This window comes from Acidimicrobiales bacterium (assembly GCA_035540975.1).
Classification (GTDB): Bacteria; Actinomycetota; Acidimicrobiia; order Acidimicrobiales.
The window spans coordinates 34,836-59,094 of sequence record DATLFN010000085.1; the positions used below are offsets into that span (position 1 = coordinate 34,836).

25 protein-coding genes are annotated in these 24,259 nt (G+C 75.3%); 15 read left to right on the plus strand and 10 right to left on the minus strand.

Annotated features, from left to right (window positions below; translation table 11 throughout):
- The first annotated feature begins 150 nt into the window (after nucleotides 1-150).
- Nucleotides 151-1,755 (plus strand): MFS transporter, encoded by a 1,605-nt coding sequence (locus tag VM242_09590; protein HVM05414.1) that lies wholly within the window; start codon nucleotides 151-153, stop codon nucleotides 1,753-1,755.
- Nucleotides 1,756-1,758: 3 nt separating this feature from the next.
- A complete protein-coding gene (locus tag VM242_09595; GenBank protein ID HVM05415.1) occupies nucleotides 1,759-2,343 on the plus strand; it encodes a TetR/AcrR family transcriptional regulator in 585 nt (194 codons plus the stop codon).
- Here the strand turns inward: VM242_09595 and VM242_09600 are convergent.
- The 5 genes from VM242_09600 to VM242_09620 all read right to left on the minus strand — a co-directional run bounded on the left by VM242_09600 (nucleotide 2,331) and on the right by VM242_09620 (nucleotide 6,674).
- Nucleotides 2,331-2,744 carry an NUDIX hydrolase gene (locus VM242_09600; protein ID HVM05416.1) on the minus strand — a complete coding sequence of 138 codons (414 nt, stop codon included), beginning with the start codon at nucleotides 2,742-2,744 and terminating at the stop codon, nucleotides 2,331-2,333. The two genes, VM242_09595 and VM242_09600, sit on opposite strands and share 13 nt — an antisense overlap.
- Entirely contained in the window at nucleotides 2,741-3,190 is a 450-nt protein-coding gene (locus VM242_09605; GenBank protein HVM05417.1) for a histidine phosphatase family protein, read from the minus strand. The genes VM242_09600 and VM242_09605 overlap by 4 nt, the downstream gene beginning before the upstream one ends.
- A gap of 7 nt (nucleotides 3,191-3,197) precedes the next feature.
- The gene (locus VM242_09610; GenBank protein HVM05418.1) at nucleotides 3,198-5,345 is read right to left on the minus strand and encodes an RNA degradosome polyphosphate kinase; all 2,148 of its coding nucleotides are present in this window, start codon (nucleotides 5,343-5,345) and stop codon (nucleotides 3,198-3,200) included.
- Nucleotides 5,346-5,439: 94 nt separating this feature from the next.
- On the minus strand, nucleotides 5,440-5,877 hold the full coding sequence (gene fabZ, locus VM242_09615) for a 3-hydroxyacyl-ACP dehydratase FabZ (protein HVM05419.1): 438 nt from the start codon (nucleotides 5,875-5,877) through the stop codon (nucleotides 5,440-5,442).
- Entirely contained in the window at nucleotides 5,874-6,674 is an 801-nt protein-coding gene (locus VM242_09620; protein ID HVM05420.1) for a MerR family transcriptional regulator, read from the minus strand. Before VM242_09620 ends, fabZ begins: the two co-directional genes overlap by 4 nt.
- A 111-nt stretch (nucleotides 6,675-6,785) precedes the next feature.
- Between VM242_09620 and VM242_09625 the strand changes: the two genes are divergently transcribed.
- The 10 genes from VM242_09625 to VM242_09670 all read left to right on the plus strand — a co-directional run bounded on the left by VM242_09625 (nucleotide 6,786) and on the right by VM242_09670 (nucleotide 15,159).
- On the plus strand, nucleotides 6,786-7,682 hold the full coding sequence (locus VM242_09625; protein HVM05421.1) for an ACP S-malonyltransferase: 897 nt from the start codon (nucleotides 6,786-6,788) through the stop codon (nucleotides 7,680-7,682).
- Nucleotides 7,679-7,945: a hypothetical protein gene (locus VM242_09630; protein HVM05422.1), complete on the plus strand. Its 267-nt coding sequence runs from the start codon at nucleotides 7,679-7,681 to the stop codon at nucleotides 7,943-7,945. Before VM242_09625 ends, VM242_09630 begins: the two co-directional genes overlap by 4 nt.
- A gap of 1 nt (nucleotide 7,946) precedes the next feature.
- The gene (locus VM242_09635; protein ID HVM05423.1) at nucleotides 7,947-8,888 is read left to right on the plus strand and encodes a beta-ketoacyl-ACP synthase III; all 942 of its coding nucleotides are present in this window, start codon (nucleotides 7,947-7,949) and stop codon (nucleotides 8,886-8,888) included.
- Nucleotides 8,885-9,640 carry a 3-oxoacyl-ACP reductase FabG gene (gene fabG, locus VM242_09640; protein HVM05424.1) on the plus strand — a complete coding sequence of 252 codons (756 nt, stop codon included), beginning with the start codon at nucleotides 8,885-8,887 and terminating at the stop codon, nucleotides 9,638-9,640. The genes VM242_09635 and fabG overlap by 4 nt, the downstream gene beginning before the upstream one ends.
- A gap of 45 nt (nucleotides 9,641-9,685) precedes the next feature.
- A complete protein-coding gene (gene acpP / locus VM242_09645; protein HVM05425.1) occupies nucleotides 9,686-9,937 on the plus strand; it encodes an acyl carrier protein in 252 nt (83 codons plus the stop codon).
- On the plus strand, nucleotides 9,934-11,187 hold the full coding sequence (gene fabF / locus VM242_09650) for a beta-ketoacyl-ACP synthase II (protein ID HVM05426.1): 1,254 nt from the start codon (nucleotides 9,934-9,936) through the stop codon (nucleotides 11,185-11,187). Before acpP ends, fabF begins: the two co-directional genes overlap by 4 nt.
- Before the next feature lie 10 nt (nucleotides 11,188-11,197).
- A complete protein-coding gene (locus VM242_09655; protein HVM05427.1) occupies nucleotides 11,198-12,631 on the plus strand; it encodes a carboxyl transferase domain-containing protein in 1,434 nt (477 codons plus the stop codon).
- Nucleotides 12,632-12,811: 180 nt separating this feature from the next.
- Nucleotides 12,812-13,579, plus strand: a complete 768-nt coding sequence (gene fabI / locus VM242_09660) for an enoyl-ACP reductase FabI (GenBank protein HVM05428.1) — start codon at nucleotides 12,812-12,814, stop codon at nucleotides 13,577-13,579.
- A 54-nt stretch (nucleotides 13,580-13,633) separates the two neighbouring features.
- The gene (locus VM242_09665; GenBank protein ID HVM05429.1) at nucleotides 13,634-14,131 is read left to right on the plus strand and encodes a GtrA family protein; all 498 of its coding nucleotides are present in this window, start codon (nucleotides 13,634-13,636) and stop codon (nucleotides 14,129-14,131) included.
- A gap of 137 nt (nucleotides 14,132-14,268) precedes the next feature.
- Nucleotides 14,269-15,159, plus strand: a complete 891-nt coding sequence (locus VM242_09670) for a hypothetical protein (GenBank protein ID HVM05430.1) — start codon at nucleotides 14,269-14,271, stop codon at nucleotides 15,157-15,159.
- A 137-nt stretch (nucleotides 15,160-15,296) separates the two neighbouring features.
- On the opposite strand, the gene lnt is transcribed toward VM242_09670, so the two are convergent.
- From lnt to VM242_09695, 5 genes are all read right to left on the minus strand, one after another.
- Nucleotides 15,297-16,778 carry an apolipoprotein N-acyltransferase gene (gene lnt, locus VM242_09675; protein ID HVM05431.1) on the minus strand — a complete coding sequence of 494 codons (1,482 nt, stop codon included), beginning with the start codon at nucleotides 16,776-16,778 and terminating at the stop codon, nucleotides 15,297-15,299.
- Between the two features lie 8 nt (nucleotides 16,779-16,786).
- Nucleotides 16,787-17,707: a non-homologous end-joining DNA ligase gene (gene ligD, locus VM242_09680; protein ID HVM05432.1), complete on the minus strand. Its 921-nt coding sequence runs from the start codon at nucleotides 17,705-17,707 to the stop codon at nucleotides 16,787-16,789.
- Between the two features lie 32 nt (nucleotides 17,708-17,739).
- Complete coding sequence (locus tag VM242_09685; protein ID HVM05433.1) at nucleotides 17,740-18,615, minus strand: Ku protein; 876 nt, start codon at nucleotides 18,613-18,615, stop codon at nucleotides 17,740-17,742.
- A gap of 29 nt (nucleotides 18,616-18,644) precedes the next feature.
- A complete protein-coding gene (locus VM242_09690) occupies nucleotides 18,645-19,703 on the minus strand; it encodes a hypothetical protein (GenBank protein HVM05434.1) in 1,059 nt (352 codons plus the stop codon).
- Between the two features lie 102 nt (nucleotides 19,704-19,805).
- The gene (locus VM242_09695; protein ID HVM05435.1) at nucleotides 19,806-20,741 is read right to left on the minus strand and encodes an SGNH/GDSL hydrolase family protein; all 936 of its coding nucleotides are present in this window, start codon (nucleotides 20,739-20,741) and stop codon (nucleotides 19,806-19,808) included.
- A gap of 77 nt (nucleotides 20,742-20,818) precedes the next feature.
- Here VM242_09695 and VM242_09700 point away from each other — a divergent pair, with 77 nt between their 5' ends.
- The 3 genes from VM242_09700 to VM242_09710 all read left to right on the plus strand — a co-directional run.
- Nucleotides 20,819-22,372 (plus strand): LuxR C-terminal-related transcriptional regulator, encoded by a 1,554-nt coding sequence (locus tag VM242_09700; protein HVM05436.1) that lies wholly within the window; start codon nucleotides 20,819-20,821, stop codon nucleotides 22,370-22,372.
- 48 nt (nucleotides 22,373-22,420) lie between these two features.
- Nucleotides 22,421-23,623, plus strand: a complete 1,203-nt coding sequence (locus VM242_09705; protein ID HVM05437.1) for an NAD(P)/FAD-dependent oxidoreductase — start codon at nucleotides 22,421-22,423, stop codon at nucleotides 23,621-23,623.
- A gap of 110 nt (nucleotides 23,624-23,733) precedes the next feature.
- The coding region (locus tag VM242_09710; GenBank protein ID HVM05438.1) for a hypothetical protein at nucleotides 23,734-24,259 on the plus strand (526 nt) is incomplete at its 3' end.

Here is a 24,259-nt window from a genome sequence, read left to right on the forward strand (position 1 = left end):
TCTCGTCTCCCCCCGGTCGCCGGGGGCGACGCGACCGGGACCGGGACCGGGACCGGGACCGGGACCGGAGCGAGTGAAACGCTAGCGTTTCGCAGCGATACGTGCTAGTCCTGAAGTGGCCGAGCCCGCCCTCGACCGAAAGGACGATCCGTGACCCGAGCTCGCACGACGGACGGCCCGCTCCACGAGGACCCCGTCATCCACCGCCGGCGGTGGTTCCTCCTCGGGATCATGTGCCTGTCGCTGGTGATGGTGGTCATGTCGGTGGCCGGGCTCAACGTGGCCCTCCCGAGCATGCAGCGCGACCTGGACGCGTCGGCCAGCGCCCTCCAGTGGATCATCGATTCCTACGCCCTCGTCTTCGCCGCCCTCCTGCTGCCGGCGGGGGCGCTGGGCGACCGCTTCGGCCGCAAGCAGGCGCTCATGTTCGGCCTGGTGGTGTTCGCCGCGGGCGCCGTCGTCGCCGGCATCGGGACCAGCTCCACCCAGGTCATCGCCGGCCGGGTCGTCACCGGCATGGGCGCCGCCTTCGTCATGCCGGCCACCCTGTCGCTGATCGCCACGATCTTCCCGCCCCAGGAGCGCCGCAAGGCGATCGCCATGTGGGCCGGCTTCGCCGGAGCGGGCGGTGCCCTCGGCCCGATCGTGTCGGGGGCGCTGCTCGAGCGCTTCTGGTGGGGCTCCGCCGTGCTGGCCAACGTGCCCGTCGTGCTCGCCGTGCTCGCCGCCGTGGCGTTCTTCTCGCCCACGTCACGCGACCCCGAGGTGACCCCGCTCGACCCCGTGGGCGCCCTCCTGTCCCTCGTCGGCCTCGGCGCGCTGGTGTTCGGCATCATCGAGGGCCCCGAGCGGGGGTGGACGAGCGCGTCGGTGGCCGGCGCCTTCGTGGTGGCCGTCGTCGGACTGGTGGGCTTCGTGGCCTGGGAGCGGCGGACGCGCCACCCGATGCTCCCACTCGACCTGTTCCGGGACCGTCGCATGAGCGTCGGGAGCGCGGTCGTCACCGCCGCCTTCTTCGTGATGTTCGGCCTGTTCTTCCTGCTGACCCTCTACCTCCAGTTCGTGCGCGGCTACTCGCCCCTCAGCGCCGGCCTCTCCACCCTCCCGCTGGCGCTCATGCTGGTGGCGGTGGCACCCCGCAGCGCCGCTCTGGCCGAGAAGGTGGGGACGGGGCCGGTGATGTCCGCCGGCTTCCTGCTGGTGGCCGCCGGGTTCGCCGTGCTCGCCCTCGTGGGGACCGACACCTCGTACCTCCTGCTCGCCGTGGCCCTCGTGCTGCTCGGCGCCGGGATGAGCCTCACCGCGGCCCCGGCCACCGGGAGCATCATGAGTGCCGTGCCGTCGGCCAAGGCGGGAGTCGGCTCGGCGGTCAACGACACCACCCGGGAGGTCGGGGGCGCGCTCGGCATCGCCCTGCTGGGCAGCATCAGCAGCGCCGTGTACCGGTCGTCGATCGACCTCGGCGCCCTGCCGCTGCCGCCGCCCGTCGCCGAGGCGGCCCAGGAGTCGGTCGGCGCCGCCACGGTGATCGCCGACGACCTGATGGCGCGAGGAGTCCCCGGCGGTGCCGAGCTGGCGGCCCGGGCGGGGGCGGCGTTTACCGACGCCTTCAACTCGGTGAGCTGGATCGCGGCACTGTTCGCCCTGGCCGCCGCCGTCGGTGTCGCCCTGGTGTTCGGCCGCCGGGCCGAGGAGGCGGCCGTGGCTACGGCCGGGACTCCCGTCGCTCCCGAGGCCGCCTGGGACGTCGCCTGAGCCGTGGCTACGCCGCTGCCTCGCGAGCCCGACCCCCGCATCGAGCGCTCGCGGCGCGTCGTCCTCACCGCCGCCCTGGAGCTGCTGGGCGAGGTGGGCTACGGCGGGCTCACCATCGAGGCGGTGGCGGCGCGCGCCGGCGTGGGGAAGAGCACGATCTACCGTCACTGGACGGGGAAGCTCGCCGTGGTGGAGGACGCCGTGCGCGTTCTCAGGTCGGAGCTCGCCCTGCCGACCGGCGGCCCCGTCCGCGATCGGGTGGTGGCGCTGCTCCAGCAGGTGGCCACCAACCTGGCCGATTCCACGTGGTCCCGGTGCCTCCCGGCGATCATCGACGCCGCCGAGCGCGACCCCGCGGTGCTCGACATCCATCGCCGGCTGACCTGCGAGCGGCGTGAGGTCATGATCGGCCTGCTGGCCGAGGGCGTCGCCACCGGCGAGGTCCGGGCGGGCACCGACGTCGGGCTGCTGGCGGAGGCGCTGGTCGGCCCCATCATCGTCCGGCGCCTGTTGTTCCACGAGCCCTTCGAGCCCGAGGCGGTGCCCCGCCTGGTCGACCAGCTGCTGCCGCGCCCTCAGCCCTCGTGACGGGCGGCGAACGCCTCCAGCACGGGCACGTCGCGCTCGTAGGAGACGAGCCGGACGGCGTCGGGGACGCTCACCCAGCGCACCTCGTCGACCTCGCGATGAGGGCGGAACGCCCCGTCCAGCGGGCGCATCTCCCAGTAGCGCACGATCTTGCGCCGGCCCTCGCGGTCCTCGTACTCCACATCGCCGGCGTGCGCGCCCAGCTCGCAGCGCAGGCCGGTCTCCTCCTCCACCTCGCGCAGGGCGCACGCCGAGTCGGCCTCCCCCCGCTCCGCCTTGCCCTTCGGGATCGTCCAGTCGTCGTACTTGGGGCGGTGCACGAGGAGCACCTCGGGAGCTCCGCCGTCGCCGACCCGCCACACGATGCCGCCGGCGGCGCGCACCTCGTAGGGCGCCGTCACGCCGGCGGCGGCAGGTAGAGGCCCCGCACGCCACCGTCGTCGCCGGCGTCGAGGACCCACGTCGAGCCCTTCTGGCAGCGGCCGCCCGAGCCGACCCCGAGGGCGTCCAGCACCTCGGGGACGACGTCGCCGTGCGTGCACAGCACGGCCGTCCCCGGCGCCGCCAGGAGCGAGCGGACCAGGTCGGCGGCGGCCCCGCCGTTCCCCTCGGCCAGCGCCTCGGCGGGACGCACCGCCAGGCCGGCGGCCGCAGCCAGCGGGGCCACGGTGTCCACGCAGCGCAGGGACGGGCTCGATGCCACGTCGGTGGGCGCCAGCGCCCGGAGCTGCCCGACCAGCGCCTCCGCCTGGGCGCGGCCCCGGCCGGTGAGGGGCCGGCCGTCGTCGTCGCCCGCCCACCGGTGGCGGTCCTCGGCGACGGCGTGGCGGACGAGGAGGACGGCCACCGGTGCTTCAGCGGTCGGCGTCGGCGCCGTGGCGCCGGCGGGCCCGCTCGAGCGCCTTGCGCTGGAGCACGGCCTGGCAGTCCACCCCGTCGGTGGTGGCGACCTTGGCCCACCGGCCGTCCGGGCCGAGCTCCCACGCCAGGGCGTCGTCGGACGAGGCGATGTCGAGGACCTCCCGGAGCCGGTCCCGGAGCGCCGGGTCCTCCACCGGGACCAGCACCTCGATGCGCTTGTCGAGGTTCCGGGGCATCAGGTCGGCGGAGCCGATCAGGTAGCGCACGGGGCGGGAGTCGCCGTCGCCGAAGGCGAAGATCCGCGAGTGCTCCAGGTAGCGGCCGACGATGGACCGCACGCGGATGTTCTCGGAGAGCCCGGGGACGCCCGGCTTCAGGCAGCACATGCCGCGCACGATGAGGTCGACGTGGACCCCGGCCGCCGACGCCCGGTACAGAGCGTCGATGACGGTGGGGTCGACGAGGCTGTTGACCTTGATCCGGATGCGCCCCGGCGGGCGCCCGCCGCCGCCGCCGTCGCCGCCGTGCTGGCCGTCGATCATCGACACGATGCGGGCGCGCAGCTGGGTCGGCGCCAGCAGCAGCCTGCGGTACTCGTGCTGGCGGCTGTAACCGGTGAGGAAGTTGAACAGGTCGGTGAGGTCGGAGCCCAGCTCGTCGTCGCACGACAGCAGGCCCAGGTCCTCGTACATGCGCGCCGTCCTGGGGTTGTAGTTGCCCGTCCCGACGTGGCAGTAGCGGCGTATCCCGTCCTCCTCCTGGCGGACCACCAGCAGCGCCTTGCTGTGGGTCTTGAACCCCACCAGGCCGTAGACGACGTGGACGCCCGCCTCCTCCAGGGCGCGGGCCCAGGCGATGTTTGCCTGCTCGTCGAAGCGGGCCTTCAGCTCGACCAGGGCCGCCACCTGCTTGCCCCGCTCGGCGGCGCGGATGAGCGACTTCACGATGGGGCTGTCGCCCGATGTCCGGTAGAGGGTCTGCTTGATCGCCAGGACCCTGGGGTCGGCGGCGGCCTGGCGGACGAACGCCTCCACGGTGGTGGTGAACGAGTCGTAGGGATGGTGGACGAGGATGTCGCCGGTGCGCAGGGCCCCGAACACGTCGGGCTTGTCGTCGTCGCCGGGGTCGAGCTCGGGAGGGGTCACGGCGTGCCACGGCTCGTCCTTCAGGTCGGGGCGGTCCAGGTCGTACAGGGCCCACAGCCCGTCGAGGCCGAGGGGCCCCTCCACGGCGTAGACGTCGTCCGGCTCCAGCTCCAGCTCGCGCTGGAGGAGCCGGCGGATCTCGTCGGGCATCCGGGCCTCGACCTCCAGCCGCACCGCCTGCCCGAAGCGGCGTTGGCGCAGCTCCATCTCCACGGCGGCGAGGAGGTCGTCGGCCTCCTCGGCGTCGTCCGCCGGCACGGCGAGATCGCTGTTCCTGGTGACGCGGAAGGCGTCGTGCGACTCGATCTCCATGCCCGGGAACAGCGAGCCGAGGTGGGCGGCGATGACCTGCTCCAGCGGCACGAACTGCTCGCCGTCGGGCATCACCACGAAGCGGGGGAGGAGGGGCGGCACCTTGACCCGGGCGAAGCGGCGCTCGCCGGTCACCGGGTCCCGCACCATCACGGCCAGGTTCAGCGACAGGTTGGAGATGTACGGGAACGGGTGGCCGGGGTCGACGGCCAGCGGCGTGAGGACGGGGAACACGTCGTCGAACACCTCGTCGACGTGCTTCTTGTCGTCGTCGTCCAGCGACCCGAGGTCGGAGAGGCGGATGCCGGCGTCGGCCAGGGCGGGCGCCACGCTGTCCACGAAGGCCTTGGCGTGCCGCTCCACCAGGCCGGTGAGGCGCTCACGGATGGCGGCCAGCTGCTGCACGGGCGTCATCCCGTCCGGCGACGGCGTGGAGATGTCGGCGGCGACCTGGTCCTTCAGGCCGGCGACGCGCACCTGGAGGAACTCGTCCACGTTGCTGGCGAAGATGGCGAGGAACTTGGCCCGCTCCAGCAGGGGCAGCTTCGTGTCCTCGGCCAGGGCGAGCACCCGCTCCTGGAAGTCGAGCAGCGACAGCTCCCGGTTCAGGTAGGGGGCCTCGCCCACGTCGGGCGGCGGCGCCACCTCGGGTGTCTCGATCAGTTCCTCGAGCTGCCTCGCCATCCCCTCACGGTAGGCGCGGGACGAACGGGCCCCGGCACGAGGTTCACGCCGGTGAAGGCGTGCCCGGCGTCACCCGGGAACCTCGGCCGGGGCGCTACCCGCCGGCGGCGAAGGTGAACAGGATGCGGGCGTCGCACACGGCCCTGCCGTCCACCGTGGCCCGGGCGTCGCCCCACCCGCCCCGCATGCTCAGGCGCTCGATGAGGATCTCCAGCACCAGCTCGTCCCCGGGGCGCACCATGCGGCGGAAGCGGGCCTTGTCGAGGCCGCCGAACAGCGGGAGGCGGTCGGCGTGGTCGGGGTGGGCGCGCAGGGCCACGGCCCCGACCTGGGCCAGCGCCTCCAGCTGGATCACCGCCGGCAGCACGGGGTTGCCGGGGAAGTGGCCGGCCAGGAACGCCTCGTCGCCCGTCACCCGGTAGCGCCCGCGGCACGACCGCCCCGGCTCGCACGACTCCACCGAGTCGAGGAACCGGAACGGCGGGCGGTGCGGCAGCAGCGCCACGTACGGGTCGGGCGCCGCCCCCGTCACGGGACGGCCCGGGCCGGCACCTCGCCGGGGTCGACCCGGGCGCCGGCGCCGGCCCGGTGGCCGGCCACCTCCCGCAGCAGCGCCTCGCGCTCCTCGCCCGTCCCGAGCGACTCGATGCGGGCCTCCACCAGGTTCAGCATCATCCGTTCGACGCTGTACGACACCAGGCCGTTGGCGGCCTGGAGCATGGCCTTGAGGGCGCTGACCAGGCGCGCCGCCTCCTCCTCGGCCGGCAGGTCGGCGTCGAGGAGCGGCTGGCGGACGTAGCGCAGGAACAGCTCGACGGCCCCCTCGGCCACCGCCGCCGCCGCGTCGATCTGGGTGCGGGCCACCCGCATGAAGTCCTCCAGGGGGACGCCGCCGCCGACGAGGGTGAGGACCATGCGCACGGCCCGCACGTCGGCCGGCGTGTAGTAGCAGTCCCCGTCCGCCCGCAGGGGCCGCAGCAGGCCCGACGCCTCCAGGGACCGCAGCAGCGACGGCGGGACGCGGGCGCGATCGGCCACCTGGTTGACGGTGAGCCGCTCGTCGTCGGCGGCGGCGGTGACCTCGCGCCCGGCGGGCCCGGCGCGCCCGCCCGACGGGTCGGACAGCATGACGGCGATGGCCTTCAGCGAGTGCCCCCGCTCCATGAGCTCGCGGATCGTCCGGAGCCGCTCGAGGTGGCGAGGGCCGTACAGGGCGACGCGCCCGGAGTGGCGCGGCGCGGGCAGGAGGCCCTTGGACTGGTACGACCGCACGACGTCGACCGTGACCCCCGCCGCCGCCGCCAGCTCGTCGACCCGCAGTTCGGGCACGGGCGCACGTTAATACCCCGTTCTCGAATGATTCGAACGAAACGTGTAACGATCCGCGAACGGCGGGGGTCGTACGGGGAACCAGCCGTTCAACGGAGAGGGTCGAACCGCGTGCCTGTAGGCGTCATGTTCCCCGGCCAGGGGGCCCAGAGGGCAGAGTTGGGCGCACCGTGGCGGGACGACCACGCGTGGTCGATCGTGGAGCGGGCCGAGGGCGTGCTCGACCGCTCGCTGTCGCCGTTGCTCCTCGACCCGGCGGCCTCGCTGGACCGCACCGAGGACGCCCAGCTGGCCGTCCTGCTGGCCTCGCTGATGGCGTGGGAGCGGGCCCGCCACGACCTCGGGGACTCGGTCGCCCTGGCCGGCCACTCGCTCGGCCAGGTCACCGCCCTCATCGCGGCGGGCGTCCTGCCCTTCGACGACGGCATCCGCCTGGCCGCCCGCCGGGCCCGGCACACCCAACGGGCCGCCGATCGCCGGGAAGGCCGGATGGTCGCCCTCCTCGGCGCCCGGCCGGAGCAGGCCGAGCAGGTGTGCGCCGCCGCGCCCGACGCCTGCTGGGTCGCCAACGACAACGCCCCCGGGCAGATCGTGGTCGCCGGCACGCCCGATGGCATCGACGCCGCCGTGGTCGCCGCCCCCGCCGCCGGCGTCCGCCGCACCACCCGCCTTCAGGTGGGCGGGGCGTTCCACACGCCCCTGATGGACGAGGCCCGGGCCGCGTTCGCTGAGGACCTGGCCACGGCGCCGCTGCGCCCGTCCGGCCCTCCGGTCGTCTCCAACGGCGACGCCCGGGCGTACAGCGACGGCGACGGATGGCGCACCCGGCTGGCCGACCACCTCGTGCGCCCCGTGCGCTGGCGGGAGTCGGTCGAGACGCTGGTGCGCCTGGGCGCCACCGAGCTGGTCGAGGTGGGACCGGGGAGCACGCTGGCCGGCCTGGCCAGGCGGATCGCTCCCGATGTGCACGTTCGCGGCACCGACGATCTCGTGGAGGCCCGGGCATGACGATCCTGTCGCACGGTGAACAGCTGGGCGTGCCCGAGCGGGTGATCGTGGCGCCCGCCCTGGGCGTCTTCCGCCCCGTCGACGACGCCCCGCCCCCCGAGGGCAAGGTCGTCCGGAAGGGCGACGTGGTGGGCGTGGTCGAGGTCGGCGGCCGCACCGTGCCCGTCCGCAGCGCCTTCACCGGCCGGCTCCTCGGGATGATGGCGCACGCCGGCGAGCGCGTGCGCGAGAACCAGCCGGTGGCCTGGCTGCGGGTGCACTGACTTGGCCGTCGCCATCCTCGGCCTCGGCATGGCCGTGCCCGAGACCCGGCTCACCAACGCCGATCTCGAGCAGATGCTCGACACCAGCGACTCGTGGATCGTCGAGCGCACCGGCATCCGCGAGCGGCGCGTCGCCGGGCCGGACGAGACCTCGGCGACCCTCGGCGCCGCCGCCGGCGCCGCCGCCATCAAGGACGCCGGCCTCACGCCGGGCGACATCGGCCTGGTGATGGTCGCCACCTGCACACCGGTGCAGGTCCTGCCGTCCACCGCCGCCCTCGTCCAGGAGGCCCTGGGGCTGCGCTGCGGGGCGCTGGACGTGGGCGCCGCCTGCGCCGGCTTCGTGTACGGGCTGGTGGCGTCGGCCGGCATGGGCGCCGGCCAGCCGACCCTGCTCATCGGCACCGAGACCCTCACCCGCATCACCGACCCCGACGACCGCGCCACGCGCATCCTGTTCGGCGACGGCGCGGGGGCGGCCGTGGTCGGCCCGCCGGCCGACCCCGACGCCGGCCTGCTGGCCTGGGACCTGGGCTGCGACGGCTCCGCCGCCCCGCTGCTCGAGGTGCCCGTGGGCGACCGCTACATGCGCATGGAGGGCAGCGAGGTGTTCCGCCGGGCGGTGCGGATCGTGGTCGACTCGGCCGCCGTCACCCTGGAGCGGGCCGGCCTCGGCTCCGACGACGTCACCCTCTTCGTGCCCCACCAGGCCAACGTGCGGATCATCGACGCCAGCTGCTCGCGCCTCGGCATCCCCGTCGAGCGCACGGCGGTCAACCTGGACCGGTACGGCAACACGTCGGCCGCGTCCATCCCCATGGCGCTGGCCGAGGCGTCCGAGGCGGGCCGCCTGAGGCGGGGCGACGTGGTCCTGCTGTCGGGCTTCGGCGCCGGCATGACGTGGGCCAGCGCCCTGCTGCGCTGGGACGGCGAGCCGGCGTGACGCCGCCCGGGGCGAGCGCCGAGGGCGCCCGCCGGGTCGCACTGGTCACCGGCGGCTCGGGCGGGATCGGCCGGGCGACGGCGGCGGCGCTGGCCGCCGACGGGCACCGGGTCGCCGTCGGCTACGGCGGGAACCGCGAGTCGGCCGAGAAGACGGCCGCCGAGCTGGGCGGGGTCGCCGTGCACGTCGACGTCACCGACCCGGCGTCGGTGGACGCGGCGTTCGGCGAGGTCGAGCAGGCGCTGGGCCCCGTCGAGATCGTCGTGAACAACGCCGGCATCAACGCCGACGGGCTGCTCCTGCGCATGGGCGAGGAGCAGTGGCGCTCGGTGGTGGCGACCAACCTGGACGGCGCCTACCGGGTGAGCAAGCGGGCCGCCTCGGGGATGGTGCGGCGCCGGTGGGGCCGGATCGTCAACATGGGCTCGGTGGTCGGCTCCACCGGCGCACCCGGCCAGGCCAACTACGCGGCGACCAAGGCCGGGCTCATCGGGCTGACCCGCTCGCTCGCCCGGGAGCTGGGCTCGCGGGGCATCACCGTGAACCTGGTCGCTCCCGGGCCCATCGCCACCGCCATGATCGACGCGGTGGGCGAGGACCGCCGTGCGGAAATGACGGCAGCCGTGCCGCTGGGGAGAATGGGCGCCCCCGAGGAGGTGGGCGCGGTGGTCGCCTTCTTGTGCTCCGAGGGGGCCGCCTACGTCACGGGAGCCGTCGTGCCCGTCGACGGCGGCCTGGGTATGGGTCATTGACGTTCTTCATGCAGGACCGAGATCGAGACTGAAGGGAAATCGACGATGGAACGAGCCGATGTGCTGACCGCGGTGCAGGAGTCCGCCAAGGAGGTGCTGGGCGTCGACGCCGGCGCCGTGGTGGAGGACGCCCGCTTCAAGGACGACCTGGACGCCGACAGCCTCGACCTGGTGGAGATGGTGATGGCGCTCGAGGAGCGCTTCGAGGTGACGATCCCCGAGGAGGAGCTGGGCGGGATCGAGACGGTCGGCCAGGCCGTCGACGTGGTCCTCGGCAAGCTCCAAGTGGGCACGTGAGCAAGGGAACCACGGACCACCGCGGCCGCCCGCGGGTGGCGGTCACCGGCCTGGGCGTCAAGACCCCGGCGGGCAACGACCTGGCCTCGTTCTGGGCGACCGTCCTGGAGGGCCGGCCCACCGCCGGGCCGATCACCCGGTACGACGCCTCCGACCAGCCGGTGGCGTTCGCCTGCGAGGTGGCCGGGTTCGACCCCGCCGACTACTTCGGCCACAAGGAGGCCCGCCGCGCCGACCGCGTCACCCAGCTGGGCTTCGCGGCGGCCACCGACGCGCTGGCCGACGCCGGCGAGCTCGGCATCGACCCCAACCGGTGCGGCGTGGTGGCCGGGACCGGGGTCGGAGGACTGTGGACGCAGGAGGAGGAGGAGAAGGTCCTCTTCGAGCGGGGGCCCACCCGGGTCAGCCCGTTCCTCGTCCCCATGATGATGGCGAACGCCACCGCCGGCACCATCGCCATGCGCCACGGCTGGAAGGGCCCGAACATCTGCATCGCCACCGCCTGCGCGGCGGGCACCCACGCCGTGGGCGAGGCGCTCCGGTTCATCCGCGACGGCTCGGCCGACGTCGTGCTGGCCGGTGGCGCCGAGGCCGCCATCACGCCCGTCGCCATGGCCGCCTTCGCCCGCATGGGGGCGCTCAGCGGCCGGGCCGACGACCCGCGGCGCGCCTCGCGCCCGTTCGACCCCGAGCGGGACGGCTTCGTCATGGGCGAGGGCGCCGGCTTCCTGGTCCTCGAGCGCTGGGACCTGGCCGTGGCCCGCGGCGCCCGGATCCACGGCGAGATCCTCGGCTACGGGCGCAACTCCGACGCCCACCACATCACCGCGCCCACCCCCGACGGCAGCGGGGCGGTGGCCTGCATGGAGCTGGCCCTGGAGGACGCCGGCCTGGGCGCCGCCGACATCGGCCACGTCAACGCCCACGGCACGTCCACGCCCCTCAACGACGCCGCCGAGGCCGAGGCCCTGGTCAAGGTCTTCGCCGGCGACCCGCCGCCGGTGACCTCGATGAAGGGCGTCACCGGCCACCTCATCGGCGCCGCCGGCGCCGTCGAGGCCGTCGGCAGCCTGCTCTCCGCCCGCGACGGCAAGGTGCCGCCCACCGCCAACCACGAGCGCACCGACCCCGGCATCAGCATCGACGTGGTGCACGGCTCGGCTCGCGACGTCACCGGGCCGGTCGTGTCGAACTCGTTCGGCTTCGGCGGCCACAACGCCACCCTCGTCATCGCCCCTGTGACCGGGTGACGAGCAGCCGGTGACCCAGGCGTTCGAGCTCGACGCCCCGGCGGTGCCGCCGGGGGGTCGGGTGGTGGACGGCCTGGCCGGCGTGGCGCTGGCCCGCCGGAGGGCGTCGGCCGCCCGGGCCGAGATCGCCGAGGTCGACGGCCGCTCGTACGGGCTGTTCCGCCTCGGTGGCGGCGAGCACCGGGGGGCCATCGGGCCGGCCGAGGGCGACACCGTCAGCCGCCTGGTCACCACCGCCACCGACCTCGGCGTGCCCGTGATCGGCGTGGTCGCCACGTCCGGCGCCGACGTCGGCCACGGCGTCGACTCCCTCCACGCCTGGGGCCGGATCGCCCGCGCCGTCACCGCCGCCTCGGGCGTCGTCCCCGTCGCCCTGGTGGTGAGCGGCCCGTGCCTGTCGGGGCCCGCCCTGCTGCTCGGCCTGGCCGACGTGGTGGTCGTCACCGACCGGTCGTACGCCTACGTGAGCGGCCCGGCCGGGGTCCGAGGCTTCACCGGCCAGGAGGTCACCCACGAGGCGCTGGGTGGCGCCGCCGTGCACGTCACCCGCACCGGCGTGGCGTGGGCCACGGCCCGCGACGAGGACGAGGCGCTGGCCCTGGCGCTGGACGTGCTCGCCTACCTGCCGCCCAACAACGGCGAGGAGCCGCCCGCCCGCCGGGTCGACGACCCCGTGGACCGGGACACGGCCGCCGCGGCGGCCGCCGTGCCCGCCCGCGCCACCGCGTCCTACGACGTGCGGGTGGTCGTGGAGGACGTGGTCGACGCCGGGACCTTCGTCGAGGTGAGGGCGCCCCACGCCCCGAGCATGGTGACCGGCCTCGCCACCATCGGCGGCATGCCCGTCGGCGTCCTGGCCAACCAGCCGCGGGTGATGGCGGGCACCATCGACATCGACGCCTCCCGCAAGGCCGCCCGGTTCGTGCAGCTGTGCGACGCGTTCAACGTCCCGCTGCTCACCTTCGTGGACACGCCCGGGTTCCAGCCCGGCAAGGACATCGAGTGGCGGGGGATGATCCGCCACTGCGCCGAGCTGGTGCACGCCTACGCCGCCGCCACCGTGCCCCGGGTGTCGGTGGTCCTGCGCAAGGCGTACGGCGGGGCCTACATCGTGATGGACTCGCGCGGCCTGGGCGGCGACGTGAGCCTGGCGTGGCCGGGTGCCGAGGTCGCCGTCATGGGGCCGGCAGGCGCCGTGAGCATCCTGCACGGCCGGACGCTGGCCGCCGTCGACGACCCCGAGGAGCGGGAGAAGCAGCGCCGGCTCCTGGAGGAGGACTACGCGGCCCGCTACTGCTCGTCGCTGGTGGCGGCCGAGCGGGGCTTCGTGGACGACGTCATCGACCCCGCCGACACCCGCCGCGCCGTCGCCGCCGCGTTCACCGCCCTGCGCACCAAACGCGAACGCCACCCCCGCCGCCGCCACTCGAACACGCCGCTGTGATCGCCGTCGCAAGCGGAGCTTGCTCGGCGAGTTGGGGGTGCTCCGGCCCGCCGCCGGAGGCGGCGGGCCTCCGCCCGATCCTCTTGCGCCGGCTTTGCCGGCGCCTGGTGAGCCCAGCCGGGGAGGGCCGCCTGCGGCGGCCGTCCACGGCCGGGCGCCTGACGTGCTTGGAGGGCCCTCGTGCTGCTTGAAGGCAAGAAGCTCCTGGTCACGGGTGTGCTCACGGAGACCTCGATCGCCTACTCCGTCGCCCGGTTGGCGCAGGAGCAGGGGGCGGAGATCGTCCTGACGTCGTTCGGGCGGCCGATGAGCCTCACCCGGCGGGCGGCGCGACGGCTGCCGGCCGAGCCCGACGTGCTCGAGCTGGACGTGACCCTCCCGGAGCACCTGGCCCGACTGACCGGCGACCTCGAGCAGCGGTGGGGCAGGCTGGACGGGGTCGTCCACGCCATCGGCTTCGCCCCCGAGGCGTGCCTGGGCGGCGACTTCCTCAAGGCCGGCTGGGCCGACGTGTCGACCGCCCTGCACGTGTCCGCCTACTCCCTCAAGGCGCTGGCCGAGGCGGCCCTGCCGTTGATGAAGGGGGCCGGCGGCTCGATCGTGGCGCTCGACTTCGACGCCACCCGGGCGTGGCCCGGGTACGACTGGATGGGCGTGGCCAAGGCGGCCCTGGAGTCCACCGCCCGCTACCTCGCCCGCGACCTCGGCCCCGCCGGCATCCGGGTGAACCTGGTGTGCGCCGGCCCGATCCGCACGGTCGCCGCCCGCTCCATCCCCGGGTTCTCGACCTTCGAGGAGGCGTGGGCCGGGCGGGCGCCCCTGGGCTGGGACACCGGCGACGCCGAGCCGGTGTCCAAGGCGGTCGTGGCCCTGCTCTCCGACTGGTTCCCGGCCACCACGGGGGCGATGGTCCACGTCGACGGCGGCTACCACGCCATGGGGGCGTGACGGTCGCGCTCTCGGGCCGACCGGCCGGCTCGGGCCGACCGCTACCATCGACCGGTGCGCGCCCTGCTGAACGACGTCCGTGAGCGCACGCGTACGCCCGGCGGGCAGAAGGCCTTCCGCTACGCGGTGGTCTCCGCCGTGTCGGTCGCCGTCAGCCAGGTGGCGCTGTTCGGGGCGTTCGCCGGGCTGCACTGGACGGCCCGGTCGTCGAACCTCCTCGCCTTCTTCATGGGCGGCATCCCGTCCTACTGGCTGAACCGGCGCTGGACGTGGGGCAAGACGGGGCGGTCGCACCTGCTCAAGGAAGTCCTGCCCTTCTGGGCGCTGGCCGTCGTCGGCCTGGTGTTCTCCACGTGGGCGGCCGGCGCCGCCGAGTCGTGGGCGCTGGACAACGTCGACTCCCGGCTGGCGCAGGCCCTGGTCGTGAACGGCTCGGTGATCGCCGCCTTCGGCGTCCTCTGGATCGTGAAGTTCTTCCTGTTCAACAAGGTCCTGTTCGTCACCAGGGACGAGGACCTGCGGGCCGCCCTGGCCGACGAGATCGTCGCCTGAGCGCTCCACTCTTCCGGGCGGCGGCCGTTCTCGGCTGCGTCCTGGCCGTCGCCGCCTGCCGCGACGGCGGAGGGGCGCCGTCCACCGCCCCCGCTCCTTCGACCGCCGGCCCGCCTTCGACGGCCGCCGCCCGACCGGTGCGGTTCGCGGTTTGGGGCGACGCCCCGTACACGGTCGCCGAGCGCGCCCTCGTCGCCCGCCTGGTGGACGAGGTGAACGCGGCGGAGGTGGCGTTCACCGTCAACGTGGGAGACCTCAAGGGCGGCGGCGAGTGCGACGACGCCGTCTTCGCCCGGGCCCGGGAGACGTTTGCCCGCTTCACCGCTCCCCTCGTGTACGTGCCCGGCGACAACGAGTGGACGGACTGCTGGGGCAGCGGCCAGGACCCCCTCGAGCGCCTCGCCTTCCTGCGCCGGACGATGTACCCCGACGGCCGCAGCTTCGGGCAGCGCCCCCTCGACCTCGTGCAGCAACGGCCGGCGTACCCGGAGCACAGCCGCTGGCGGGAGGGCGCCCTCACGGCCATCGGCGTCCACGTCGTCGGCAGCAACAACAACGCGGCGGCGGCCGTGCCGGGGCCGGCCGACGGCGGCCCGCCCCGCAGCGCCGCCTCCCGGGCGGCGGCGCGCGCCGAGTTCGAGGCCCGGGACGCCGCCGTGGCCGACTGGCTGCGGGCCGGCTTCGACGCCGCCCTGGCCGACAAGTCGGCGGCCGTCGCCGTGTTCTTCCAGGCCGACCCCCGCCTGCACGTGGTGGCCGCCGAGCGCGCCGAGCGGGGCGTGGACGGCTACGACCGGTTCCTCGCCGTGCTGGTCGACCAGGCCGCCCGCTTCCCGGGGCCGGTGGTGCTGGTGCACGGCGACACCCATTTCTTCCGCCGGGACCGCCCGCTGGCCGACCGCCCCAACGTCGTCCGGGTCGAGACGTACGGCAGCCCGCTGGTGGGGTGGGTCGAGGTGACGGTAAACCCCGGCTCGGCGGAGCAGGTGCGCGCCGTCCCCCACCTCGTCGCCGACGCCGGGGACTGATCCCCGGGGCCCGAGAGGTGAGGTACAGGAGCGAGCTCCGTCAGCCGATCTCCCCGGTAGGGCCGGCCGGGCCGGTCGTCGAGGAGGGCAGCCCGGCGGCCGGCCCGTCGGCCCGTGCCGGCGTCGCCGCTCGGAGGTCACCGGGTCGCCCGCCGCCCCCGCCCGGGCCGCCGGCGGGCCGGGGCCCACGCCCCCGCCACGGCGGCCAGCGCCGCCGCCACGACCGGCGCGTCCCCGGCGCGGACGTAGAGGGTGCGCCCGTCGCGGAGCGTCACCGTCGTGTGGAGCACGGCCCGCTCGCCCAGTGCCGATCGGTCCCGGAGGCGGCCCCGGTGGTCGATGACGGCCGAGTAGCCGGTGGGTGCCGCCTGCACGAGGTCCCGCCCCGTCTCGATGGCGCGGAGGCGGGCGGTGGCCACCTGCTGGGTGGGCACCTGGCTGGTCGAGTACGACGCCGCGTTGGTGGGGACGAGCAGCAGCCGCCCGCCGGCCCGCACGCCGCCCCTCGCCCGGTCGGCGAAGAACACCTCGTAGGACACGAGGACGCCGACGTCGGCCGCCGGCGTGCGCAGCATGCCCGGCCCGGTGCCCGGGATGGCGTCCCGGGGGACGGCCGACAGGTCGGCCACGGCGTCGAACACGGCCCGGCCCGGGACGTACTCGCCGAACGGCACCCGGTGCACCTTCTCGAAGCGGTCGACGATCCGGCCGTCGGGGCCCCACGCCACCGCCGCGTTCCGGAACCGGTCCCGCCCGGCGCCCTCGATGACGCCCACGACCAGGGTGGCGCCCGTGGCGGTGGCCACGCGGGCCAGGGCCTCGCCCTCGTCCGTGCCGCCCACCGGCCCCTCGACGTCCACCACGTCCTCGGGCCACACCACCAGGTCCACGCCCGGTTCGACGCCCTGGCTGGCGGCCAGGTGGGCGTCGAACACGTCCGACGGGTCGGTGTCCACCGCCCGGAACCCCCGCTGCCCGCCGCCCTGCACGGCCGCCACCCGCCGCCGGTCGCCCCCACCCCCGTCGGGCGCCACCGCCGACGCCAGCACCACGGCGGCGACCACCCCGGCACCGGCGACGGCCGCGGGCCACCGGCGGCGCACCGCCTCGGCCAGGGCGACGCCGCCCAGGACCACGAGCCCGGCCACCGCCAGGTGGCCTCCCACCCGGGCGCCGGCGGCCAGCGGGGCGTCGGCCTGCCCGAGGGCCAGGCCGGCCATGGGCAGCCCGCCGAAGGGAACGGCGCCCCGGACCGCCTCGGCCAGCACGAGGGCGCCGGGCAGGGCGAGCAGGCGGGCACGGCCGGGCGGCGCGGCGGCCACCGCGAGGGCGACGAACAGCGTCTCCAGCACGACCACGGCGGCCGCCCCGGCGACGTGGAACTCGCCCATCCACCAAAGGCCGACGGTGAAGAACCCGGCGCCGAAGGCGGCGCCGACCAGGGCCCGGCGCCGGGCCGGACGGCCGGCGACGAGCAGGTCGAGCCCGGCCACGCCGGCGAAGCCCAGCGGCCACCAGCCGAAAGGGGGGAGCGACAGGGCGGCCACCACGCCGGCGACGGCGGCCAGCCCGGCGCTCGCCGTCGCCGGCCGGCGCCACGGCCCTCCCCCCGAGGGCACGGGTTCGGTCAACCGAGGCGGGGCAGGGCCTGCTCGAGCTGGTTGAGGGGGGCGAACAGGTCGCCCATCTCGGTGACGCGGGCCACCACGTCACCCGCCTCGAACACCAGCGTGGCCGGGTCGCCCGACTCGGCGCATCCCTCGACCTCGTCCCACGTCACGGGAGTGGAGACGGTGGGCCGCGGCCGGGCCCGCAGCGAGTACACGCACACCGTGGTCTTGTGCTCGTCGTTCTGGCTCCAGTCGATGAGCACCTTGCCGGGACGCAGCTCCTTCTTCATGCTCGACACGACCTCGCCCGGGAACCGCTTCTCCATCAGCTGGGCGACGGTCAGGGCGAAGTCCTTGGTGCCGCCGTCGTAGCGCACGTCGGTGTTGAGCGGCACGTAGAGCTGGAGCCCCTTGGAGCCCGACGTCTTGACCACGGACACCAGGCCCATCTGGTCGAACAGGTCGCGCAGGCGCAGCCCGATCCGGCAGCACTCCACCACGGTCGCCGGCGGGCCGGGGTCGAGGTCGAAGACCAGCATCGTCGGCCGGTCGATCCGGTCCGCCCGCGACAGCGAGGTGTGCAGCTCGAGCGACGCCAGGTTCGCCACCCAGACCAGGGTGGGGAGGTCGCCGGCCACGCAGAACGGGATCTCGGCGTTGTTGCGCCCGCTCCACACGGGGGCGACCTCCACCCAGTCGGGGCGGTGGCGGGGGCAGTGCTTCTCGTAGAAGAAGTGCTTCTCCACGCCGTCGGGGTAGCGCTTCAGCGTGAGTGGCCGGCCGGCCAGGTGGGGCAGGAGGGCGGGTGCGACCTGCCGGTAGTACCGGATCACCTCGCCCTTGGTGAAGCCCGCCTCCGGGTACAGGACCTTGTCGAGGTTGGAGAGGCTGAGCTGCCTCCCCTCGACCTCGACGGTGAGGGTGGAGCCGGCGGCCACCCGTCAGCCCCGGGCGCCGGCGGCCGCCCGGCTCACGAGGCCTTCTTCGCCTTCTCCCCGGACTTCGACCCGGCCTCCGCCCCGTCGCCGTCGTCGGCCTTGGCCTTGGCCTTGGCGGCGGCCTTCCCGTCGCCCTTGGCGGCGGCGAGCGACGCCTCCAGGGCGGCCATGAGGTCGACCACCGGGGTGGCGGCCTTGGCCGCCGGCGGCGCCACGATTTCCTTGCCCTCGGCCTTCTGCTCGATCAGCTCGAGGACCTTCTCCCGGTAGGTGTCCTCGTACTTCTCGGGCTGGAAGTCCCCCGACAGCGACTCGATCAGCTGGCGCGCCATCTTCAGCTCGCGGTCGCTCACGTTGGACGCCTTGGTCGGCAGTCCCTCCAGCTCGTCCTGGGGCACGACCTCGTCGGCGAAGTTCATGGTGGACATGACGAGGGCCTCGTCCACCGGGCGGATGGCGACCAGGTACTGCTTGGTGCGCATGACGACCCGGGCGATGCCGACCTTGCCCGACTCGCGCATGGCCTCCAGCAGCAGGCGGTAGGCCTTCTCGCCGCGGCTGTCGGGCAGGACGTAGTACGAGGCGTCGAAGAACAGCGGGTCGATCTGATCGAGGTCCACGAAGTCCTCGATGTCGATCGTGTGGGTGCTCTCGGGGTCGAGGGCCTCCAGCTCCTCGGGCTCGATCACCACGTACTGCCCCTTGGCGATCTCGTAGCCCTTGACGATGTCCTCGTACGCCACCTCCTCGCCGTCGGCCGAGCACACCCGCTTCTGGTTGATGCGGGCGCCGTCGGGGGCGTGCAGCTGGTGGAAGCGCACGTCCTTCTTGCGCACGGCGGTGAACAGCTTCACGGGGACGTTCACCAGCCCGAAGCTGATGGCGCCACCCCAGATCGACCTGGCCATGCCCCCATTGTTCCCCCGAACGGGGGCGATCACCACGTCTGGGCGACGTACGGCCCGGCGCGGACCCGTATGCGGAGGTCCGCGGGCCTGGTGTCGAGGGCGTCCTGGAGGGCCTCGTCGGCCACCAGGGACGCCGCCTCGACGTCGGTGCGGAACCCCTGGAGCGACGGCTGGCGCAGGGTCCCTCCCTCGGTCACCTCGTTGTAGGCGACCTCGGCCACCAGGACGGGCTGTACGAACCGGACGTTGAGGAGGCGCTCGGCGAACGGGTTCTCGTCGGTGGCGAGGCGGTCGAACACGGCCGTCAGCTGGCGGATCCAGTCCTCGGTGAGGCCCGAGCCCACCTGGCCGACGTAGTGGAGGCGGCCGGTGCCGGCGCCCGTCTCCCGGTCGAGCCCGTGGATGCCGACGGCGAGCGACCCGATCGAGCCGGTGCGCCCCTTCTGCCCGCCCGTCCACCCGCCCACCACCAGCTCGCGGCGGTTGACGCACTTGAGCTTCACCCAGGCGCTGGACCGCCGGCCGGGCGAGTACGGCGCGTCGCCCCGCTTGATGACGTAGCCCTCCATGCCGATCTCGCCGCACGCCCGCAGCAGCTCGTCGAGGGGGGCGGGCGGCACCAGCGGGGTGGTGTGCCAGGACGGCCCCTCCGCCCCGAGCCCCTCCAGCCGCCTCCGGCGCTCCCGCTGGGGGAGCCCGGTGAGCAGCTCGCCGTCCAGCCACAGCAGGTCGAAGAACATGGCGACGACGGGCACGTCGGCCACCAGGTCGGCGGTGGGCGCCCGCACGTGCATGCGCCGCTGGAGGACCTGGAAGCTCGGGCGCCCGGCCCCGTCGAACGCCACCACCTCGCCGTCGAGCACGGCGTCGTGGCCCGCGCCCCCCAGGGCCGGGCCCAGGGCGGCCAGCTCGGGGTAGTGCGACGTGACGTCGCGCCCGTTGCGGCTGGCGATCCGCGCCCGCCCCCCGTCGACCGTGACGATGACCCGCACCCCGTCCCACTTGGGCTCGACGAGGTGACCGGCCAGGTCGCGCGGCGGCGTCGTCGAGGCGGCCAGCATGGGTGCCAGCGCGGGCGGTCCCTCCACTACGACGGTGGACCGTCCACGAGGGCGGGGGCGGTGGGGGCGTCGCCGGGAGGGGCGGGGCGGCCGCTGACCGCCGCGGGCGTGGTGGCGTCGGTCAACCGATCAGCTGTCCGAGGTCGAGCCCCAGGTCGAGACCGCGGGCGGGCGCCGGAGCGGGCGCGCCGGCCGGTCGATCGCCGGGGCCAGGGCCGAGGCCATGCCCTTCATGCCCAGGGCGTTGGGGTGGACGGGCGCGGCGGGCGTCGTCGGCACCATCGGCTCCACCCAGCGCACGCCCACGAGCTGGCAGGCGTCGTGGCCGACGCTCGGGGTGTACACGTCGACGTAGGTGGCGCCGGCGGCCGCCGCCGACGCCGCGATCATGGCGTTCAGCTCCTTGTGCCTGGCCCGCAGGTACGGCACGTCGCCGGGGGCCACGGGCATCACGGGCCAGCAGCCCGGGCCGGCGTCGGGGAGGATGGCGGGATAGCCGAGGGCGAAGACCCGGGCCGACGGCGCCCGCCGCTTCGCCTCGGCCAGGACGGCCGTGACCTCGGGAGCGGTGGCGGCGATCCGGCGGCTGATCTCGTCGCCGGCCGGGGTGACGTAGCGGTCCTGGCACGGGGTGCCGAACGGCGCCGGGGCGGCGCACGCCTGGACGATGCCGGCGAAGCCGATGTCGTTGCCGCCGATGCCGACGGTGACGACGGCGGCCGACGCCGTGACGGCGTCCAGCTGCGGCGGGTTCACCCCCCCGGGGACGGTCTGGGGGCCGAGGAGGTGGTCGGTCCGGGCGCCGCTGCAGCTCACGTCGGTGAGCGCCAGCCCGAGGGCGGCGGCGGCCACGTGCGGGTAGTTGGAGGTGGACCGGCCGCACCCGGGCGGGTTGCCGGTCGGGAGGGGGATGAGCGGCCCCGCCGTGTAGGAGTCGCCCAGGGCGACGAGGACGGGCGGCGCCCCGGCCTGGGCACGTGCGCCGACGGCGCCCGGGCCGGTGAGCAGCAGGGCGAGCGCCGCCACTCCCGCGGCCAGCAGCCGGGCCCGGTTCGACGTCGGCATGGTGCCACCTCCTCGGCGTGGGACAGGGAAGTCTCGCCCACGCGCGGGGGCCGGTCGGACGCGCGAACATCGCCGCGATGGCCCAGCGCGCCGGGGCGCTCGAGCAGGAGGCCGAGGCCCGGTACCGGGCCGTCGACTACCCGGGCGCCATCGACCGCTACGAGGAGGCGTTCCGGGCCTACCGGGAGGCCGGCGACCGGCTCGGAGCGGGGCGGGCGGCCAGGATCGTGGCGTGGCTGCACGGCAACGTCCACGGCGACTGGGCCGTGGCCGGTGGGTGGTTCGGCCGGGCGCGGGCCCTCCTGGAGGACGCCGGCCCCGACTCGGCGGAGCACGGGTGGGTCCTTCTCATGCAGGTGGCGCCCGACGGCGACCCGACCGTGCAGGAGGCGCGGTGCCGCCAGGCGCTGGAGCTCGGCCGCCGGCACGGCGACCCCGACCTCGAGTTCGAGGCGCAGGGCTGGGTCGCGCTGACGCTCATCCAGTCCGGACGCGTCGAGGAGGGCCTCCTCCTGTTCGACGAGGTGCTGGCGGCGTTGTGCGCCGGGGAGATCCGCGACGTCTTCGTGGTCGAGGGCACGATCTGCGGGATGTTCCTGGCCTGCGAGCGGGCCAACGACGTCGTGCGTGCCGAGCAGTGGCTGAGGGTGACCGAGGACGTCGTCGGCCGGCCCTACATGGCCGGGGTCTCGGCGTTCTGCCGGGCGCACTACGGCGGCATCCTCACGGCCGCCGGCCGGTGGTCGGAGGCCGAGGTCGAGCTCACCGAGGCGGCCCGCCTGCTGGACCGGACCTACGTCGGGATGCGGGGAACCGCCCTCGTGCGCCTCGCCGACCTCCGGGCGCGCCAGGGCCGGCTGGAGGAGGCCGAGGAGCTCCTCGCCGGCTTCGACCAACGGCCCGACGCCTTCCGCCCGTTGGCCGCCGTCCACTTCGCCCGCGGCAACACCGCCCTCGCGCGCGATCTGCTGGAGCGCGCCCTCGCCCAGGACGACATGGTCGCCGTCGCCGGGCCCGTGCTGGCGCTGCTCGTCGACGTCGAGCTGGCCGACGGGGCGGTCGCCGACGCCCGCCGGGCGGCGCAGAGCCTGGCCGACCTGGCCGTTCGTCAGGGCGGCCACTACCTGCGGGCGGCCGCTGCCCTGGCCCGGGGCAAGGTGTGCGTGGCCGAGGGCACTTCCGACGCCCGTGCCTGTCTCCGGGAGGCGCTGTCATCGTTCGCCGAGGCGCGCATGCCCGTGCACCTCGCGCAGGCGCGCCTCGAGCTCGCCCGGGCGCTCGCCGCCGAGCGCCCCGAGGTGGCGCTGGCGGAGGCGAGCGCGGCCCTCGAGGCCTTCGAGCGCCTCCAGGCCGCTCGCGACGCCGACGCGGCCGCCGCCGTCGTGCGTTCCCTCGGCGGGCCGGCGCGCACGGGGCCGAAGCGCCGCCAGCCGCTCACCCGCCGGGAGGAGGAGGTGCTGGACCTGCTGGGCCACGGGCTGACCAACCCCGAGATCGGCGAGCGGCTGTACATCAGCCGCAAGACCGTCGAGCACCACGTCGGCCGGGTCCTGGCGAAGCTGGGCCTGCGCAGCCGGGCCGAGGCGGCCGCCCACGCGGCGCGCACCGGCAGACGACCCGGCCGGGAATAGGGGACCTCCCCGACGCTCCGGGGCGGTCCCCCCGGCATCCTCGGGACCATGAACGACACCTACGACGTCATCGTCTCCGGCGCCCGCTGCGCAGGGTCGCCGACCGCCCTCCTCCTCGCCCGGGCAGGCCACCGCGTGCTGCTCGTCGACCGGGCGACCTTCCCGAGCGACACCCCGTCGACCCACGTCCTCCACCCGCCCGGGGTCGCCGCGCTGGCCCGGTGGGGCCTGGAAGGGCGGCTGGCGGCGACCGGGTGCCCACCGTTCACCACGTACCGCTTCGACTTCGGCCCCCTCGTCGTCTCGGGTTCGCCCGGCACGGCGTACTGTCCCCGCCGCACCGTTCTCGACAAGCTCCTCCTCGACGCCGCCGCCGAAGCCGGTGCCGAGGTACGGGAGGGGTTCACGGTCGAGGAGGTGCTGTTCGACGGCGAGCGGGTGGTCGGCATCCGGGGCCACGACCGGGGCGGGCGCCGCGTGACCGAGCGGGGCCGCGTGGTCGTCGGGGCGGACGGCAAGCATTCGAGGGTGGCGGCCGCCGTCGGCGCGCCGTCGTACCACGAGCGGCCCATGGTCGAGGGCGCCTACTACGCCTACTGGAGCGGCGTGCCCGTCGAGCAGTTCGAGCTGTTCATCCGGCCGGGCCGGGCCATGGCGGCAGCGCCCACCCACGACGGCCAGACGCTCGTCCTGGCCGCCTGGCCGGCCCCCGAGTACGACGACGTCCGCGTGGACGTCGAGGGGAACTTCTGGGCCACGGCGGACCTGGTGCCGTCGCTCGCCGAGCGGCTGCGGGCCGGGCGCCGCGAGAGCCGGTTCCACGCGTCGGGGCACCTCCCCGGGTTCTTCCGGCGGCCGTACGGGCCCGGTTGGGCCCTCGTGGGCGACGCCGGGTACACCGTCGACCCGTCGACGGCCCAGGGCATCAGCAACGCCTTCCGGGACGCCGAGCGCCTGGCCGCCGCCCTCGACGACGCCCTGAGCGGCCGCCGGCCCTACGACGATGCGCTGGGCGCCTGCCACCGGGCCCGTGACGACGAGGTCCTCCCCATGTACGACCTCACGTTCCGGATGGCGACTCTGGAGCCGCCGCCGCCGGAGATGCAGCAGCTCCTGGCTGCCGCCGCCGGCAGCCAGGACGGGATGGACGCCTGGGCCCGCATGTTCGCCGGCGTGCTCCCCGTGCCCGAGTTCTTCGCGCCGGACCACGTGGCCCGCCTGTTCGAGGCGGCCGCCGTCCCCGCCGGGTGACCCGAGCGGGGTGCGGGAGCGCCGCCGGCCGGGGTCGTTCCGCCCCCGCCCGGCGCCCGCCCCGGCGCGCGGATCACGGCTACGGCTGGGGCGGGTCCCCGGGTGCTGGCGTGGTGGTCGGCGCCGTCGTCGTCGTGGTGGTGGCCGGCGCCGTGGTCGTGGGGGCCGTGGTGGACGTGGCCGGCGCCGCCGTCGTGGTGGTCGCCGGCGCCGTGGTCGGCGGCGCGGTGGTCGGCGGCGCGGTGGTGGGCGCCACCGTCGCCGGCGGCGTCACCGGGGTGGGCGCGACGGTCGCCACCGTGGTCGTCACCGAGGTGGCGGCCGTGGTGGGCTGCCGCACGGTCGTGGTCGTGCGGTTGGCCCACGGCAGCGTGGTCGGGGGAGGCGGCGCCGTCGTCGCCGTCGTGTCGACGGGCGGCACCACCGGCTCGACGGAGAGGCCGAAGGTCGGGGCCGTCGTCGTCGTGGTCGGCACCGGAGCGGCGACGCGCGTGGCGGTCCGTTCGTCGCCGTCGGGGCCGGGGGACGACGTCGCCGCCCAGACGGCGCCGGCGGCGGCGATCAGGACGAGGGGGACGGCGGCCAGGAGGGCCCGCCGCCCGCCGGCGCGCCGGGGGTCGGCGGGCCCTCCTGGCC